Below are 14,945 nucleotides of genomic sequence, written 5' to 3' on the forward strand. Positions count from 1 at the left end.
TGGGATATATTGCCAGAAGCTCAAACCTTGAACTTCAGCAATAGACCAGAGGAGGGTTGCAATAAAAGTAACAATAGAAAGCCAGAAACCAAAGGCTTTTTTCATCGCATATAAAATGGCGATTGCAACATAGGCAATCCCTGCAATGAGATAATAGCTTGTACCACCGAGGCTGAGTAATTTAGCGCCTTGAATGATCAAGTACAGCGCAACGAGTAAAGTTAATACCACTACAAAATAGCGATAGACTTTAGACCCTGTACGCTCGATAGAGGAGGGTTGTTCAGTGCTCATACCTTGCCTATAAAAAAACGGCTTGGTTGCATAAACGGTGAAACAGGAGAATGGGATCTAAATAGATCGAATTAAAAGTTTACAGAGTTTATGTAACTAAGTCTTTAGCGAGGATAAATCCTCATGAGAAATCAATTACAGTTACATATTCTAACATTTAAGAAGATTTTTTGACTAAAAAATATAATGTGAGTATTGATATTTATCATTTATTTTACTGTTTTAAGTAATTAAATTTTTATAAATACGCTAATTATAAGAAATTTTAAGTAAAGAATAGCTTGGGTTAATTCTTTCAGATTAAGACTTATTGGATATAAAAAACGCATGCTTTAAGCATGCGTTTTAGGATTGCAAAAGAATTTTTGCAGATTATTTTTCTACGAATGCACGTTCAATCACGTAATCGCCCAGAACGCCCATACGTGGAGATTCTTTCAGACCATGTTGATCCAGAAGCGCAGCAACGTCGTCCAGGAATGCAGGAGAACCACAAAGCATTGCACGGTCAGTTTCAGGATTGAAACGTGGCAGTCCGATTTTCTCAAACAGTTGACCAGATTCAATCGCAGTGGTTACACGACCTTGAGTATGGAACTCTTCACGAGTAACAGTTGGGTAATACACTAATTTTTCTTTGGCACCCAATTCACCAAAGAATTCGTGGTTTGGAATTTCGTTAAGAATCAAATCTTGATAAGCCAGTTCTGAAATGAAACGTGTACCGTGAACGACGATGATTTTTTCAAAACGTTCATAGGTTTCTGGATCACGGATTACAGAAAGGAAAGGTGCAAGACCAGTACCCGAAGAAAGAAGATACAAGTTTTTACCTGGGTTTAAGTCATCAAGAACCAGCGTGCCTGTAGGCTTTTTAGAAACCAAGATTTCGTCGCCAACTTTAACTTTTTGCAAGATAGAAGTAAGAGGACCATCTGGCACTTTGATTGAGAAGAATTCCAGCTCTTCTTCATAGTTTGCACTTGCAATTGAATATGCACGCATTAAAGGCTTGCCATTGACTTCAAGACCGATCATCACAAACTGACCGTTTTTAAAACGTAATGCAGTATCACGAGTCGTTTTAAAAGAGAATAAAGTGTCATTCCAATGGTGGACGTGAGTAATCTTTTCGACGTTAAAAGCAGCCATTAAAGGTCTCAATAAGTTATCAAATTAGAACAGGTTGCTATTCTAATCTAAATTCATTCTCTATAAACTGAATATATTTAATTGAGCTTATCAAAAAAAGTGATTATGACCGAACTCACTCTGCCGATTATTGGCTATATGCATTCTCCCTATAAAGAAAAGTTTGGCATCCCGCGTCAGCCTAATTTGGTACAGGTTGAAAGCTATATTGAAATGACCGGTTCATATAATGATTTACTCGCATTTGAAGGCATCGAAGAGTTTAGTCATCTCTGGTTAGTCTGGCAGTTTCATGACAATAAAAATCAGCAGAGCCAGCAATTTCGTCCGCAGGTTCGTCCACCCCGTTTAGGCGGAAACCAGAAAATCGGGGTGTTTGCGACACGTAGTATGTACCGTCCTGCACCCATTGGTTTATCTGTGGTAAAGCTTAAAGAAGTTAGAAAAGTAGGGAAATCGATACGTGTATATGTGAATGGCAGTGATTTATTAGATGGTACTCCGATTGTTGATATTAAACCTTATATTCAATATTCGGATGCAGTGATTGATGCACAAAGTGGCTATGCACAGGAGGAGCCGGCACGTAAGTCCGTGATGTGGAGTAAGGACGCTGAACAGCAAAAAAATTTATTATTAGAAAAAGGAAAAATATCTGCTCAATTGCTAGAAGAACTTGAAGCCGTTTTATCTCTCGATCCTAGGCCGGCATATCAGGATGATGAGAACCGAGTTTATGGAATGAAGTTTGCGGATTTGGATGTGAAATTTAAAGTTACTTTAGCTGATATTATAGTCGATCAGTTAATTTATTGAATTTTTAAAATGAAATACTGATTTAAAATAGGAACCTCAACTAAATTGGAGTTCCTATTTAATATGAATATAAAGCACTCAAAGTACTTTATATCACGTTATTATAAGTACTTTTTAATTTGCTTTCTTAATTCTTCAGATGCAATATTATTAAATAAAGTGCATGCATTCTCTTGTAAAGTTGCATACTCCTGTAGAGCTGGTTTGTCCTGAGCAGATGCTGAATTAACCAGTGCTTTAGATGCGGCTAAAATATTTTTGATATTGTATTCCTCTCCAGCTGGATGATAATCAACTTCATAATATTTGTTCTTATATTCAGCTAGTCCCCATTGCTGATCTTCTCTAAGATCTAGATATGCTATAGCATCCTTAAAAGTATGTTTGGCATATTTACTGTCTTTTGAAATATCAGCCCATTCAAGTTTCAAATAATCTTGTACATAATCTTCAAGTGAATATTTATATAACTCAACATATTTTTGTGAGTTATCAATAGTTTGGAGTTGAATACAAGTAGATCCGGTAGGGAAGGTTGAATTAGAAAGTGCTCGATAAAAATCTTCCCCTTTTTCTCCCATAGGGTAGGTATCGAGTAAATTATATTTTAAATTGACATAATGCTCTGGACTGAGGACTTGAGCAATATTTTTACCACTAATATCAAAGACCTTGAATGTAAGTGTACTGCTTAATCCTGTGGAATTAATTGGAGAATATGGAACTTGCTTCCAGGTGGTTGCATTAGCCGTAATAGTCCCTTGCAATTTGCCATAGGTCGCATGTGTAGAACCGTGATCATATAATCCATTTTCAGTTAGATAGAAAGTTTCACTTTCATCCCAGCCTGTTGTTTCGTCTACTTTTATATAGATATTCCCTTGATCAAAGGTTAGCTGTTCAATTTCATAATTTAGATCCGAGTCGGAATATTCATCAATATAGAATGATGACCATTGTTGGAAGTCAGGTTTTGTATGGGTAGTATTTCCAGTTCCAGTTCCAGTTCCAGTTCCAGTTCCAGTTCCAGTTTCAGGGTTTGAATCAGAAGAAGAGGAGCCCCCACCACAAGCACTTAGCATGAATGCACTGAAAATAGCGAGCGATAAATTTTTTAACTTCATAATAGTCCTTATTAAAATAATTAATTTAAATATTGCTTTTCTTAATTGAAGCAAACTGATTATAGCGAGAAAATATTAGAATTAAACTTGTAAAATATATAAAAATTAATTATTTGAATATACTTAATAGTCAAAAATACATCCACCAAAAAATACCGGTCAACACAGCCATATGTAAAATCTGTATCGGTGCAAAATACAACGCGAATTTAAAACCGCCTGTTAAGGCTGCATTGACCGACTTGGCCAAGGCATGCGCGCCTAAACCTAAGAGTAAGGCATAGATCAAACGGGTATTGGAGGGATCCCCTTGAATGACCACACTGGCCATTGCGGCATGAATTTCAAATAAGGATGCAAATAAAGTACCAGCAAGAAGACCAGCATTGCCCAGTAATATTTCTAATCCATAAACGCCAGCCTGAATCAGGGTTAATGCGGCAGCGATAATCACAGCTTCCTTGAGGCTAAACATTTTACTGTCAGAAGATTCAGGAGACTCCTGATTTTTAGCAGGTTCAGCTTTATATAATAATATAAATGCACATGCAGCCAGAATAAGCATAGCGACCAATGAAGGGAGGAGCAGAATTTTTAGCCAATCCCAGGAAACGCCTCCCACTACAATGAATAATAGAACTAATGTCGAAATGCATGACATCAGGGCAGCGCCGGCATTGGATTTTGCATCCATTTCACCTTTACGGACCTGTATGCCTAGTTGAGCAATAGTCGCAGTACTGGAAACAAAACCCGAGGCTATTGAAGACAGTATTAAGGCATTCTTGGTCGAGAAAAAACGTTTAGCGATATGTGCCAAAGCTTGAACTACCAGAATCAGAGTTACTAATTTTAAAATCAGAAAAGGGTTCAGTACTTCACCCCATAAAGGCTGGTCAGGAGTCAGTGGCAAGCCAATCAGAATCAAGGCTAATAATAGTAATCCATCCCTAAATTCAGCCTCAGTAATCCACTGTCCGGCAATATTATGCATAGAGTGTTTGGCCATTAGAATTATTGTGATCAGAACTGCCAGCCCTGCAGCCAGAGGAATATTCCATAGACAAATCGCCCCAATAAAATAGGTCATAATAAAGGCCAATTCAGTGGTAATCCCTGGATCTTCTATCTGGTTTCGGATGGAAAAAATGACAATGCCGCCAATAATGAGTGCACCGGTCAGACCTATTGCCATTCCGAATAAAAAGCACAATGCACCTAATAAAGCACAGATCGCAAAAGAGCGTAGCCCGGCAAAACTGGCCTGTTCTTCATGCTGTTTGTGCCGTTCACGTTCCAGACCAATCAATAAACCACATCCTAAGGCGGCGGTCAGGATAGTAAGCAACTCATGAAAGGAACTACTTCCATTTAAGGGAACCATGCTTAAATCCATACCTGGCCTCAGCGATTGAATAAGATATCCTGATTGAAATATAGGCGAAAAATTGACACATCGACAAGCAGAAAAAGGTTATGACCTAAAACCCATATGATGTGCTTGATATTCTTGAAAGGCACAACCGCTTTCTGGTTTGAGAAGCCGCGATAGAATGCGAAAAACAGGAAAAACTTGTTATAGTGGAGGCAGTTTTGGGGATCATCAATCATGAAATTTGATTTTGAAATTGATACAGGCTGGTGTTTGGATCAGCTTTTAAAAGACGAAAAAATAACTGAACGTGACCGGATGCGAGTTCAGACCACACATCGTCAACGTGAACAAATAAAATGGCATCCTTTACAATGGATCGCGCACTTTAATCTGGTTGATCAGTCCCATCCTCAAAGTACTTTGACACTCAACCGTTTATGTCAGTGGTTGGCAGAAAAAACTGGTTTAATGTTCTATATCATCGATCCGCTCAAAGCTGATGTGCAGGCCTTGACCAATGTCATGTCACAGGAATATGCATTGCGTAACCGTATTTTGGCAGTAGAAATTCAACCAGATAAAGTTCTGATCGCCACAGATCAGCCTTATAAAACTGAATGGGTATCTAATCTCGAACAGAATATTGCACCGAAAAAAATTGAACGGGTATTGCTCAATCCGGAACAGCTCCAGCGTTATATTGTTGAGTATTATCAGGTCAGTCGTGCAGTCAGTGGCTCGCAAAAATCATCTGCTTATGAGCGGGAAAATAAAGGTGTAGAAGCCTTGCTGCAACTGGGTGATTCCCAGAATCCGGATGCCAATGACCAGCATATCGTGAAACTGGTAGACTGGGTGTTGCAGTTTGCCTTTGAGCAGGGTGCCAGTGATATCCATATGGAACCGCGCAAAGACACCGGCAAAATCCGTTTCCGGATTGATGGGGTATTGCATACCATCTATAACATGCCAGCCAATACCCTGACTGCAGTCATTTCCCGAATCAAGATTCTGGGTCGGATGAATGTGGCAGAAAAACGTAAACCACAGGATGGTCGTTTAAAAACCCGAACTCCAAAAGGACAGGAAACAGAACTGCGTTTATCGACCTTACCCACCGCATTTGGTGAAAAGCTGGTAATGCGTATTTTTGATCCGGAGGTTCTAGTCAGAAGTTTTCAGCAGCTCGGTTTCGAAGGACATCTGCTCAATGACTGGAATAATCTGACCAGCTATAGTCACGGTATTATTCTGGTCACCGGACCGACCGGTTCTGGTAAAACCACCACACTGTATTCCACTTTAAAGCAGCTTGCGACTGAGCAGGTGAATGTCTGCACGATTGAAGATCCGATCGAGATGCTGGAACCAAGCTTTAACCAGATGCAGGTCAATAACGGAATTGAACTAGGCTTTGCAGATGGTGTGCGTGCACTGATGCGTCAGGATCCGGACATTATTATGGTCGGCGAGATTCGTGACCAAGATACGGCCAATATGGCGATTCAGGCCGCATTAACTGGTCACTTAGTACTTTCTACCTTGCATACCAATGATGCGCCGTCGAGTCTGACCCGTTTGCATGATCTGGGCATACAACCATTTTTAACAGCAGCCACCATCTTGGGCGTTTTGGCCCAACGTCTGGTACGTAAGCTATGTCCGCACTGCAAGCAGGAGAGTTTCCTGGATGAGCAGGAATGGCAGCATCTGGCGGTGGACTATCCTTTACCACGTCCGGAATTTGTTTTTAAAGCAGTCGGTTGTGAAGAGTGTCGCCATACCGGTTATAAAGGCCGAATCGGGATTTATGAGTTTATGCCGCTTAGCCTGACCACCAAGCAGTTGATCGGAGCGGATGCTAATCTGAATCAGTTACGTCAGCAGGCAAAAAAAGAAGGGGTAGAACCTTTACGGATTGCCGGTGCTCGCAAGATTCTGGAAGGGGTCACCACGCTTGAAGAAGTTTTGAGAGTTGTGCCATTAAATTAATCCTGAAGATGAAGCGATCTTAAGATTCAATTCATCTTCGGCTGTTTTAATAGCATTATCGAAACAGGGCAAGACTTTAAAAAGAGGTAACTGCAATGAAAATGATGATGAATACTGTTTTAGCAGCAGCATTAATGGGTTCAATTGGGACTGTCGCAGTTGCGAGTAGTGAAACTGCGGTGAATCAGGCTGCATTTGCTAAAACTACTACAGTTAAGCAAGCGTTGACCATGAAAGATGACAGCAAGGTTCAGTTGAAAGGTTATGTGGTAAAAGCTGTCGGTGATGAAAAATACCAGTTCCGTGACAATACTGGCACCATCACTGTCGAAATTGATGATGAACTTTGGCAAGGTAAACCAGTATCAGCTAAAACACCTGTGGTAATCATTGGTGAAGTGGACATTGACTATAAACCTGCGAAACGTGTTGAAATTGATGTCGACCAAGTTCAGTTCTAATTTCAGCAGGATTTCCTGAACTGAATCTGAAGACAGCAACAAAAAACCACATGTAAGTTACCAAAAAGCATGTGGTTTTTTTTTGAGTCTGGAACTTTTTCAAGGCAAGATAGAAAGATAAAACAAGCGGAGCATAGCATGCGTATTCTTTTGGCAGAGGATGATGAATCTCAGGCGGAAAGTATTCAAACCTGGCTGGAAATGGACGGGTATGTGGTTGATCAGGTTGATCGTGGGGATCATGCCATTCTGGCGATTGAACAGCATCAGTATGACTGTATTTTGCTGGATCGTGGCCTGCCGAATGCAACTGGAGATGACATTCTTAAAAGCTTGCGCAATAAACAGAAAGATACGCCCGTTATATTTATCACCGCCAAGGACAGTATTCATGATCGGGTTGCAGGACTCGATCTGGGGGCCAATGATTATCTGGTAAAACCCTTTAGTCTGGAAGAACTTTCCGCTCGCGTGCGTGCCCAGCTCAGACAAAAACAGCAAATGCCAAATCATGTCCTGCAATGGCAGGATCTTAGTCTGGACACCCAAGCCAAGACTGTAATGAAGGCGGGGCAGAGCATTAATCTGACTGCAAAAGAATTCCAGATTTTATATAAGCTGATGCAAAAACCAGAACATATCATTACCCGAGAACAGCTGGAAGAATCACTCTATGCTTGGGGAGATGAAATCGAAAGCAATGCGATTGAAGTCTTTATTTATCAGCTACGTAAAAAAATTGGCAATCAGATGATTAAAACCATTCGTGGCTTGGGCTACCGGATGCATAAACCCGAGGCCTCCATATGAAGGCACCCATTTCCCTGCAAAGTCGGCTGATTCAACATGCCATGTTCAGTTCCATACTGGCAGGATTTCTGGCGTGGCTGCTGTTATTGGGAATTTCCAGCTATCAGGCGATTGATCTGCATGATGATCTGATGGAGGAAATTTCAGAGTTACTTCTGGGAGATGTTAATCAAGCCAAAAATGCGCAGGTCGATGAAATCAGTGAGCAGTTTGATATTCAATATGCCTTACTACTGAATCAGCAAGTACTGACAACTTCAATTGATGATGAACTGATTAATGAGATACCACTTGCACAGAAAAATGGATTTCACTTTGATTATGAAAATGGTCATTTTATTCGCATCCTGATTGTTGAAGATCAAGACTTGAAAGTGAAAGTGGTACAACCGCTTTCGGTACGCTTTGATGAGCTTTGGCAAACGACTTTAGGTTTCGCCGGGATTTTATTTATCCTATGGATATTACAGTGGCTGATTTTACGTTTTGCCATTAAGCGGCAATTAAGACCTTTAAATAAAATTTCCCGAGAAATCGGTTCTAAATCTGCACAGGATCTCACTCCGGTTCAAAGTCCTGATCCTGAGATTACTGAATTGCAACCGATTATCCGTCAGCTGAATGCCATGTTGAGCAGGCTGGAAAAGTCATTGGCTGCCGAGCAACGTTTTACTGCCGATGCTTCACATGAGTTGCGTTCCCCATTGTCTGCCATTCAAATGCGTTTACAGGTGCTGAAACGTAAATATCAGGAAGATGCTCAACTTAGGCAAGCGTTACAGATGATTCAGAATGACGTCAACCGCGGAACGCAGATTCTGGAAAACTTACTGCTATTGGCTCGGCTTGATCCAGAACATGCAGAGCAGTTGCCCAAACAGCAGGTGAATCTTAAAGTATTGGTTCAGGAGGTCTTACAAGCTTTACAACCTTTTGCTCAGGAAAAAGAGATCCACTGGAACTTAAAACTTGAAGATGCAGTGATTGAAGCAAATGCAGAGCTGATTTTTAGCTGTATCCGCAATTTGGTTGATAATGCCATTCGTTATACGCCTGTGCAGGGACAGGTCGAAATCAAGACTATAGTTGAAGGCAAGAATCTACAAGTCGTGATTGAAAACTCGGGAGAGGGGGTTCAGGAAGAGGTTATCGAACGTTTAGGCGAGCGTTTTTATCGCGCCTTGGGCACGCGAACACAAGGTTCAGGTTTGGGACTGTCAATTTGTCAAAAGATTATGCAGCTACATACAGCCAAGATTGATTATGTGCCGTCAGGTTTGGGTGGACTTAAAGTTTCATTAATTTTTCAATCTAAATAATATAGTCATTAGATCTAGCAATTAAAAAAGCAGTATGCGCTGATTCATACTGCCTGTTCCCACGTTTATTATTTTTGGAGTATTTAAATTACTTAGTCAGAATGAGACGGTTGTTACGAGTCAAACGTAGACGGTATTCTTCACCCGCATGCATAATCCGGATTTCTCGTCCTAGCGCAAATAAATTGTTCGAATGCAACATCGGTAGCGCATGCTGAGTATCATTATTGCGGGTAAATAGGCTAAATGGTGTGTTCATTCCGTCGACTCCGTGGTGTGTTTTGGATTAATTTAAATGATAATCATTATCGAATAGATCTGTCAACGAATAATTGCTGCATTTATAAAAAACTCTAATTTGCTTACAATCTGTAAAACTTCAATGGTTCAGAACATTATGTCCAAAGCTACGATTCATGTCGCAATCGCTATTTTATTTCATCAAACTCAGGTGCTAGTCGGCTGGCGTGAAGCCAAACAGCATCAGGGCAATAAATATGAGTTTCCAGGCGGAAAAGTAGAACAGGGCGAATTGCCTGTAGAGGCATGTCGACGTGAAGTGATTGAAGAAGTCGGAATTGACATCGAGCAATGGCAGGCTTTTGATTTTATTTCGCATGAATATGAAGATGTCATTGTCAATCTGCATATTTTCCATGCTTCAGTTCAGCCAGAACAATTAGCTGGAATTAAGCAGCCTTGGCGCTGGTATAGCCGGGATGAACTCAGTGAACTAAATTTTCCTAAAGCCAATCAGGCCATGATTCAAAAGCTGCAATGGCCGAGAAAGATCAAAATTTCTGAAGACTTGAGTCACCTGAATAATCTGGAAACAGACCAGATGCTGTATTGGCGAGTAATGGCCAGCCCTGAACACATTAGCCAGTTACAGCAGATTCCAGTCGATCAGTTATCCAGATTGATCATTAATCAGGAACTTTGGTCACAATTGAATGAATTGCAGCAGCAAACCATTCGTACGCTTCACCTGAAACAGTCTCAATTGATGCAACTGCAAAAAGGGGAGTTAGCTGGTGGCTATCGTTATCTTGCAGCCTGTCACGATCTGGAAGCATTAAAACATGCAGAAAACATAGGCTGTGAAGCAGCTTTACTCAGCCCGGTACTGGCAACAGAAACACATCCTGATACCGCAGCTTTGGGCTGGGAAAAATTTAAACAGATGGCTGAACAGGTACAGATTCCTGTATTTGCCTTAGGCGGTTTGAAGGCTGAAGATCTAGACCATGCTCAAAACCAGCATGCTTATGGGATTGCAGGGATCCGTTATGTTTAAGTCAGAAACTTATTATAAATAACCGGGCTCACGCCAGGGCCTTAAAATTTCTTTAAGACCTGCTGAGCTTGCTGAATGGCTTTGGTGTTTTTTTGCAGTTGAGCTGCTTTCAGGCGCACCTGCCAGAGCTGCTTTTTCATTGCATTGGTCTGCGCATAGCTCAAACCACGTAAGGCGAAAGCATCTGCACGGGCCGGCTGGTTTTTACGGTTTGCGATCAAGCCAAGATACAGATAAGTTTCTGAAGCTTGGGGCGCCAAACGCTGAGCTTGTACTGCAGAAGTTTCAGCTTGATTATATTGCTGCTTGCTATAGGCCTGCTGGGTTTGCTGCATCAATTTTTTAAATGCAGGTAAGTTACGTCCATCATCAAACTTTTGTGCCTGAGGCTTTTGCTCAGGGATCACAATCTTCTGACGTTTAATCTCCGGTCGATCATAGGGCGTAATCACTACACCATCAGGTGTAGAGGATTTTGGTTTCTGCTGAACCGGAGGTTTAGTAGGAGCCGCAGGCTGTTCTGGCTCCGACATGCTTTGGCAGCCCACCAGACCGAGGATGAGCAGACCAGGAATCAATTTTCTTAACATAAACATAGACTCAATTATTGGCTATAACTTCCACTCGCGATAATACGGGTTTGTTTAGCAACTTCGCGTTCTATTTCTGTTTCACTTTCTTGTATATAACGATTGAGATCATCATCTTCCTCATCTTCTGGTGAAGGTTCTGAATCAATCGTATAAGGTTCAGTGGCGTAATGCGAGATGCCACAAGCAGTTGCCTGATTAGGCAAGGCATGACGTGAAATCGGAATATACATGGCACCATCACAGCCTTGGGCAGTCAGTTTACCTGTATAACGGTCCAGCCAGTGCCATTCAATTTCATTAGGCTGAGCCAGATTCACCGGCTTCTGATGCAGCTGTTTCATGACATTGGTCCAGACCGGAAGTGCACCTGAAGAACCGGTTAATCCAGTGACTTTGTTGTCATCCAGACCTAACCAGACCACTGTCATATAGTTGCCAGAATAACCTGCAAACCATGAATCACGGGTATCGTTTGTCGTACCCGATTTACCCGCCAGATTCAGGTTGCGTGGCAAACTGTTATAGGCAGAACGACCAGTACCACTCGACATGACCTGTTGTAAACCATAATTCAGAGCATAGGCTGATGCTGGATCAATCGTCGGCTGAACACTTAAGCTGTAACGTTCAAGCGAGCGGCCATTCGCATCGACTACAGAACGAATCGATTTCACCGGATATTTAAAGCCACCTGTTGCGAAGTTACCGTAAATATTCATCACTTCCATCGGTGACATGTCTACTGCACCTAAATAAATAGATGGATAAGAAGGAATGTCAGAAGTCACACCGAATTTTTGCAGATGGTTAATAAAGGTCGACAGGCCAAATTCCTGTGCCAAACGTACCGCAGACAGGTTATAGGATTGTGACAGGGCAAGAGACATCGGTACTACACCATGTGCGCTACCACTATAGTTTTTCGGTGTCCAGGGTTTGCCATCACTTTGAATGGTGATCTGACTGTCTTCAATTGGACTGGCCCAGTGATAACGATTCGATTCTAGCGCTGTCAGATAAATCACCGGTTTGAGTAATGAACCCACCTGACGCTTGGCATCTAAAGCACGGTTAAAACCGGTAAAGTCCTGGGTAGAACCTACCGCTGCAACCAGTTCGCCATTTTCAGGGTGTGCGACCAGAACAGCACCTTGCAAATCTTTTAGACGACCTGGATTGCCTTTACTTAAACGGGCTACACTTTCCTTAAAGCTGTCCTGAATTCGGGTTTGTGCCAATGGATCTAAGGTTGTGAAAATACGCAGACCCTGGTTGGTTAAATCAGTTTCCTGATATTCGGTACGCAACTGACGGCGAACGATATCCAGAAAATCCGGGAAGCGAGCAGGGCCTAAAGTTGGCTTGGAAATCACGTTCAGCGGACGGGCAGTTTCTGTTTCATACTGATCTTGGGTCAGATTACCCATTACTAGCATATTATTTAGAACCACATCACGACGTTTTTTCGCAAGTTCAGGATTACGCCATGGGTTATACAGGCTTGGACCTTGTACCAGACCGACTAAAAAGGCCTGTTGAGAAATATTCAGTTCACGTAACGGCAAGCCAAAATAAAATTGTGAAGCCAGACCATAACCATTTATGGAATAGTTGCCATTTTGGCCCAGATTCACTTCATTTAAATAGGCTTCCAGAATCTCATCTTTGCCATAATGCAATTCAATCAGCATTGCCATAAAGGCTTCATTCACCTTACGTTTTAAGGTGCGTTCTGGTGTTAAGTAGAAATTCTTGACCAGCTGCTGTGTGAGGGTTGAACCACCTTGACGCTTACCACCAGTAATATTGCTCACCACTGCACGTACAATCCCGCGTGGAGATACGCCATGGTGATTGTAGAAATTACGGTCTTCGGTAGCAATTAAAGCGTCAATTAACGGTTTAGGCACTTTATTGAGCTTAATCAGCACACGGTCTTCATTATGCTGCGGGTAAATACCGCCAATCAATAAAGGTTCCAGACGGGCAATCCCGCTAGAAGAGGGTTTGGTCGCACTTACTTCAGCAATCTGATCGCCATCAAAGCTGACTTTCAATACCTGTTCAGGTTCAACGCGATCGCCAAAATCAAAGCCACGGGTATGCACATACATGGTATTGCCAGTGCTGACAAAGCTGCCCGATTTGGTATAGCTGTCCGAACCTTTATAACCCAGTAATTTTAATTCTTGTTGGAAATCCTGCTGGCTGACCGGGGCATTTACATACACTTCCATCGGGCGTGCGAAAACCTTGGCCGGAATATCCCAGCGTTGACCTTCAAATTTTTCACGAACAATATTATCTAATTTAATCAAATAGATACTAAATGCTACAAATGCAGAAATGACTAGAATGGAGAAGATTAAGGCAATGAACCCCATACCTCGTTCAGATTTCATAAATGACGATAAGACCCTGTGAAATTGTGCTAATCATGCGAAGCTTTTCATTATTTTGCAATATTTAATCAATTATTGAGATTAAAATTAAAATTAAACTTCACATTTTCTCCTTAATTTCAATCTATTTCAATTCAATCCTGCACAGCTTTGTCATGTTATAAATTGTCATCCTATTCAAGCTTAATGTTATGATAAGCAGGATTCGAAGCGGAGCGACGACACTGGTGCAAATTTCCCACAAGACATTTCGAAATATCGGGTTGATTGGACGCCCGGATAAATCTTCAGTGGTTGAAACCTTATGCCTGATCCACGATCATCTGCTCAATTTAGGTCTACATCCTGTTTTTGATGCAGATACAGCTGAACTGGTTCCTTATCAGAATACCCAAACAGTTAGCCGCGCCTTGTTGGGTGAAGTGGTTGATCTAGTCATTGTGGTAGGTGGGGATGGTTCACTGTTACATGCAGCGCGGGCATTGGTAAAATACAATACGCCAGTGATCGGGGTGAACCGTGGTCGTTTGGGCTTCCTGACAGATATCAAGCCAACTGAAGTCATCTTTAAACTGGATCAGGTATTAAAAGGTGATTTTCAGGCAGAACGCCGTTTCTTGCTGGAAATGGAAGTTCGCTCCAAAGGTGAAATCATCTATGATGCGATTGCCCTGAATGATGTGGTCTTGCACTCCGGTAAATCGGTACACATGATTGATTTCGAGCTGAATATTGATGGACAATATGTCTATCGCCAGCATAGTGATGGTCTGATTGTATCTACACCGACCGGTTCAACAGCCTATGCGCTTTCCGGTGGTGGGCCGATTGTGCATCCAAGTATGGATGCAATTGTGCTGGTGCCGATGCATCCGCATACCTTGTCTTCACGTCCGATTGTGGTCGGAGGGCATAGTGAAATTAAACTGATGATTCGTGAAAATCGCGTACTGCCGATGGTGAGTGCGGATGGACAACACAGTGTGTCTTTGAATGTTGGCGATAGCGTCCATATTCGTAAGCATCCCTTTAAACTGAATCTTCTGCATCCGCCAGGTTATGACTTCTATAATGCATGTCGAACCAAACTGGGCTGGAATCAGGACTTCGACTATCTTAAGCAGGATTAAATATGAATATTGAACAAATGCTTGCCGTACTCAATCCTGAGATTGTAGAACGCTTAAGAACAGCCATTGAAATTGGCAAATGGCCGAATGGTGTAGCGCTGACTCAGGAGCAGCGTCAGACCTGTATGCAGGCTGTCTATGCCTGGGAAATGAAAAACCTGCCAGAAACCGAACGCAGCT

The 14,945-nt window shown here is 41.9% G+C and carries 14 protein-coding genes and 1 pseudogene; 8 read left to right on the forward strand and 7 right to left on the reverse strand.

Annotated features, from left to right (window positions below; translation table 11 throughout):
- Together B4J23_RS12835 and B4J23_RS12840 are read right to left on the reverse strand one after the other, a co-directional pair.
- A pseudogene (locus B4J23_RS12835) lies at positions 1-294 on the reverse strand (membrane-bound PQQ-dependent dehydrogenase, glucose/quinate/shikimate family); the annotation flags it as partial.
- A gap of 372 nt (positions 295-666) precedes the next feature.
- Complete coding sequence (locus B4J23_RS12840) at positions 667-1,446, reverse strand: ferredoxin--NADP reductase (protein WP_005236496.1); 780 nt, start codon at positions 1,444-1,446, stop codon at positions 667-669.
- A 105-nt stretch (positions 1,447-1,551) separates the two neighbouring features.
- Here B4J23_RS12840 and tsaA point away from each other — a divergent pair, with 105 nt between their 5' ends.
- Positions 1,552-2,262 (forward strand): tRNA (N6-threonylcarbamoyladenosine(37)-N6)-methyltransferase TrmO, encoded by a 711-nt coding sequence (tsaA, locus tag B4J23_RS12845; RefSeq protein ID WP_291361123.1) that lies wholly within the window; start codon positions 1,552-1,554, stop codon positions 2,260-2,262.
- Positions 2,263-2,363: 101 nt separating this feature from the next.
- On the opposite strand, the gene B4J23_RS12850 is transcribed toward tsaA, so the two are convergent.
- Entirely contained in the window at positions 2,364-3,386 is a 1,023-nt protein-coding gene (locus B4J23_RS12850) for a hypothetical protein (RefSeq protein ID WP_291361124.1), read from the reverse strand.
- Positions 3,387-3,516: 130 nt separating this feature from the next.
- The gene (locus B4J23_RS12855; protein ID WP_291361126.1) at positions 3,517-4,782 is read right to left on the reverse strand and encodes an MgtC/SapB family protein; all 1,266 of its coding nucleotides are present in this window, start codon (positions 4,780-4,782) and stop codon (positions 3,517-3,519) included.
- A 213-nt stretch (positions 4,783-4,995) separates the two neighbouring features.
- Here B4J23_RS12855 and B4J23_RS12860 point away from each other — a divergent pair, with 213 nt between their 5' ends.
- The 4 genes from B4J23_RS12860 (at position 4,996) to B4J23_RS12875 (ending at position 9,343) form a co-directional block, all read left to right on the forward strand.
- A complete protein-coding gene (locus tag B4J23_RS12860) occupies positions 4,996-6,753 on the forward strand; it encodes a GspE/PulE family protein (RefSeq protein WP_291361128.1) in 1,758 nt (585 codons plus the stop codon).
- Positions 6,754-6,848: 95 nt separating this feature from the next.
- Complete coding sequence (locus B4J23_RS12865; RefSeq protein ID WP_034170733.1) at positions 6,849-7,214, forward strand: NirD/YgiW/YdeI family stress tolerance protein; 366 nt, start codon at positions 6,849-6,851, stop codon at positions 7,212-7,214.
- A 138-nt stretch (positions 7,215-7,352) separates the two neighbouring features.
- Positions 7,353-8,024, forward strand: a complete 672-nt coding sequence (locus tag B4J23_RS12870; protein WP_291361130.1) for a response regulator transcription factor — start codon at positions 7,353-7,355, stop codon at positions 8,022-8,024.
- A complete protein-coding gene (locus B4J23_RS12875; protein ID WP_291361132.1) occupies positions 8,021-9,343 on the forward strand; it encodes a sensor histidine kinase in 1,323 nt (440 codons plus the stop codon). The genes B4J23_RS12870 and B4J23_RS12875 overlap by 4 nt, the downstream gene beginning before the upstream one ends.
- An 88-nt stretch (positions 9,344-9,431) precedes the next feature.
- Here B4J23_RS12875 and hemP read toward each other — a convergent pair whose 3' ends face one another.
- On the reverse strand, positions 9,432-9,602 hold the full coding sequence (gene hemP, locus B4J23_RS12880; protein WP_291361134.1) for a hemin uptake protein HemP: 171 nt from the start codon (positions 9,600-9,602) through the stop codon (positions 9,432-9,434).
- A gap of 138 nt (positions 9,603-9,740) precedes the next feature.
- Here hemP and B4J23_RS12885 point away from each other — a divergent pair, with 138 nt between their 5' ends.
- A complete protein-coding gene (locus tag B4J23_RS12885) occupies positions 9,741-10,640 on the forward strand; it encodes an NUDIX domain-containing protein (RefSeq protein ID WP_291361136.1) in 900 nt (299 codons plus the stop codon).
- Positions 10,641-10,681: 41 nt separating this feature from the next.
- On the opposite strand, the gene B4J23_RS12890 is transcribed toward B4J23_RS12885, so the two are convergent.
- Both B4J23_RS12890 and mrcB read right to left on the reverse strand, forming a co-directional pair.
- Positions 10,682-11,230 carry a tetratricopeptide repeat protein gene (locus tag B4J23_RS12890; RefSeq protein ID WP_291361138.1) on the reverse strand — a complete coding sequence of 183 codons (549 nt, stop codon included), beginning with the start codon at positions 11,228-11,230 and terminating at the stop codon, positions 10,682-10,684.
- A 14-nt stretch (positions 11,231-11,244) separates the two neighbouring features.
- Positions 11,245-13,635: a penicillin-binding protein 1B gene (mrcB, locus tag B4J23_RS12895; RefSeq protein WP_291361140.1), complete on the reverse strand. Its 2,391-nt coding sequence runs from the start codon at positions 13,633-13,635 to the stop codon at positions 11,245-11,247.
- Positions 13,636-13,826: 191 nt separating this feature from the next.
- On the opposite strand from mrcB, the gene B4J23_RS12900 reads away from it, so the two are divergent.
- A complete protein-coding gene (locus B4J23_RS12900) occupies positions 13,827-14,765 on the forward strand; it encodes an NAD(+) kinase (RefSeq protein WP_125279078.1) in 939 nt (312 codons plus the stop codon).
- A gap of 2 nt (positions 14,766-14,767) precedes the next feature.
- Positions 14,768-14,945 (forward strand): YeaC family protein (locus tag B4J23_RS12905; RefSeq protein WP_150095078.1); only part of this gene is annotated, 178 nt, incomplete at its 3' end.

The organism is Acinetobacter sp. UBA3025 (assembly GCF_002367915.1).
Classification (GTDB): Bacteria; Pseudomonadota; Gammaproteobacteria; order Pseudomonadales; family Moraxellaceae; genus Acinetobacter.

Excerpts from the sequence above, each read along its gene's own strand:
- B4J23_RS12900 (WP_125279078.1), top strand. The coding sequence starts at position 13,827 with ATGATAAGCAGGATTCGAAGCGGAGCGACGACACTGGTGCAAATTTCC.
- B4J23_RS12865 (WP_034170733.1), top strand. The coding sequence starts at position 6,849 with ATGAAAATGATGATGAATACTGTTTTAGCAGCAGCATTAATGGGTTCA.
- B4J23_RS12885 (WP_291361136.1), top strand. The coding sequence starts at position 9,741 with ATGTCCAAAGCTACGATTCATGTCGCAATCGCTATTTTATTTCATCAA.
- tsaA (WP_291361123.1), top strand. The coding sequence starts at position 1,552 with ATGACCGAACTCACTCTGCCGATTATTGGCTATATGCATTCTCCCTAT.
- mrcB (WP_291361140.1), bottom strand. The coding sequence starts at position 13,635 with ATGAAATCTGAACGAGGTATGGGGTTCATTGCCTTAATCTTCTCCATT.
- B4J23_RS12855 (WP_291361126.1), bottom strand. The coding sequence starts at position 4,782 with ATGGATTTAAGCATGGTTCCCTTAAATGGAAGTAGTTCCTTTCATGAG.
- B4J23_RS12860 (WP_291361128.1), top strand. The coding sequence starts at position 4,996 with ATGAAATTTGATTTTGAAATTGATACAGGCTGGTGTTTGGATCAGCTT.
- B4J23_RS12840 (WP_005236496.1), bottom strand. The coding sequence starts at position 1,446 with ATGGCTGCTTTTAACGTCGAAAAGATTACTCACGTCCACCATTGGAAT.
- hemP (WP_291361134.1), bottom strand. The coding sequence starts at position 9,602 with ATGAACACACCATTTAGCCTATTTACCCGCAATAATGATACTCAGCAT.
- B4J23_RS12890 (WP_291361138.1), bottom strand. The coding sequence starts at position 11,230 with ATGTTAAGAAAATTGATTCCTGGTCTGCTCATCCTCGGTCTGGTGGGC.
- B4J23_RS12870 (WP_291361130.1), top strand. The coding sequence starts at position 7,353 with ATGCGTATTCTTTTGGCAGAGGATGATGAATCTCAGGCGGAAAGTATT.
- B4J23_RS12850 (WP_291361124.1), bottom strand. The coding sequence starts at position 3,386 with ATGAAGTTAAAAAATTTATCGCTCGCTATTTTCAGTGCATTCATGCTA.
- B4J23_RS12875 (WP_291361132.1), top strand. The coding sequence starts at position 8,021 with ATGAAGGCACCCATTTCCCTGCAAAGTCGGCTGATTCAACATGCCATG.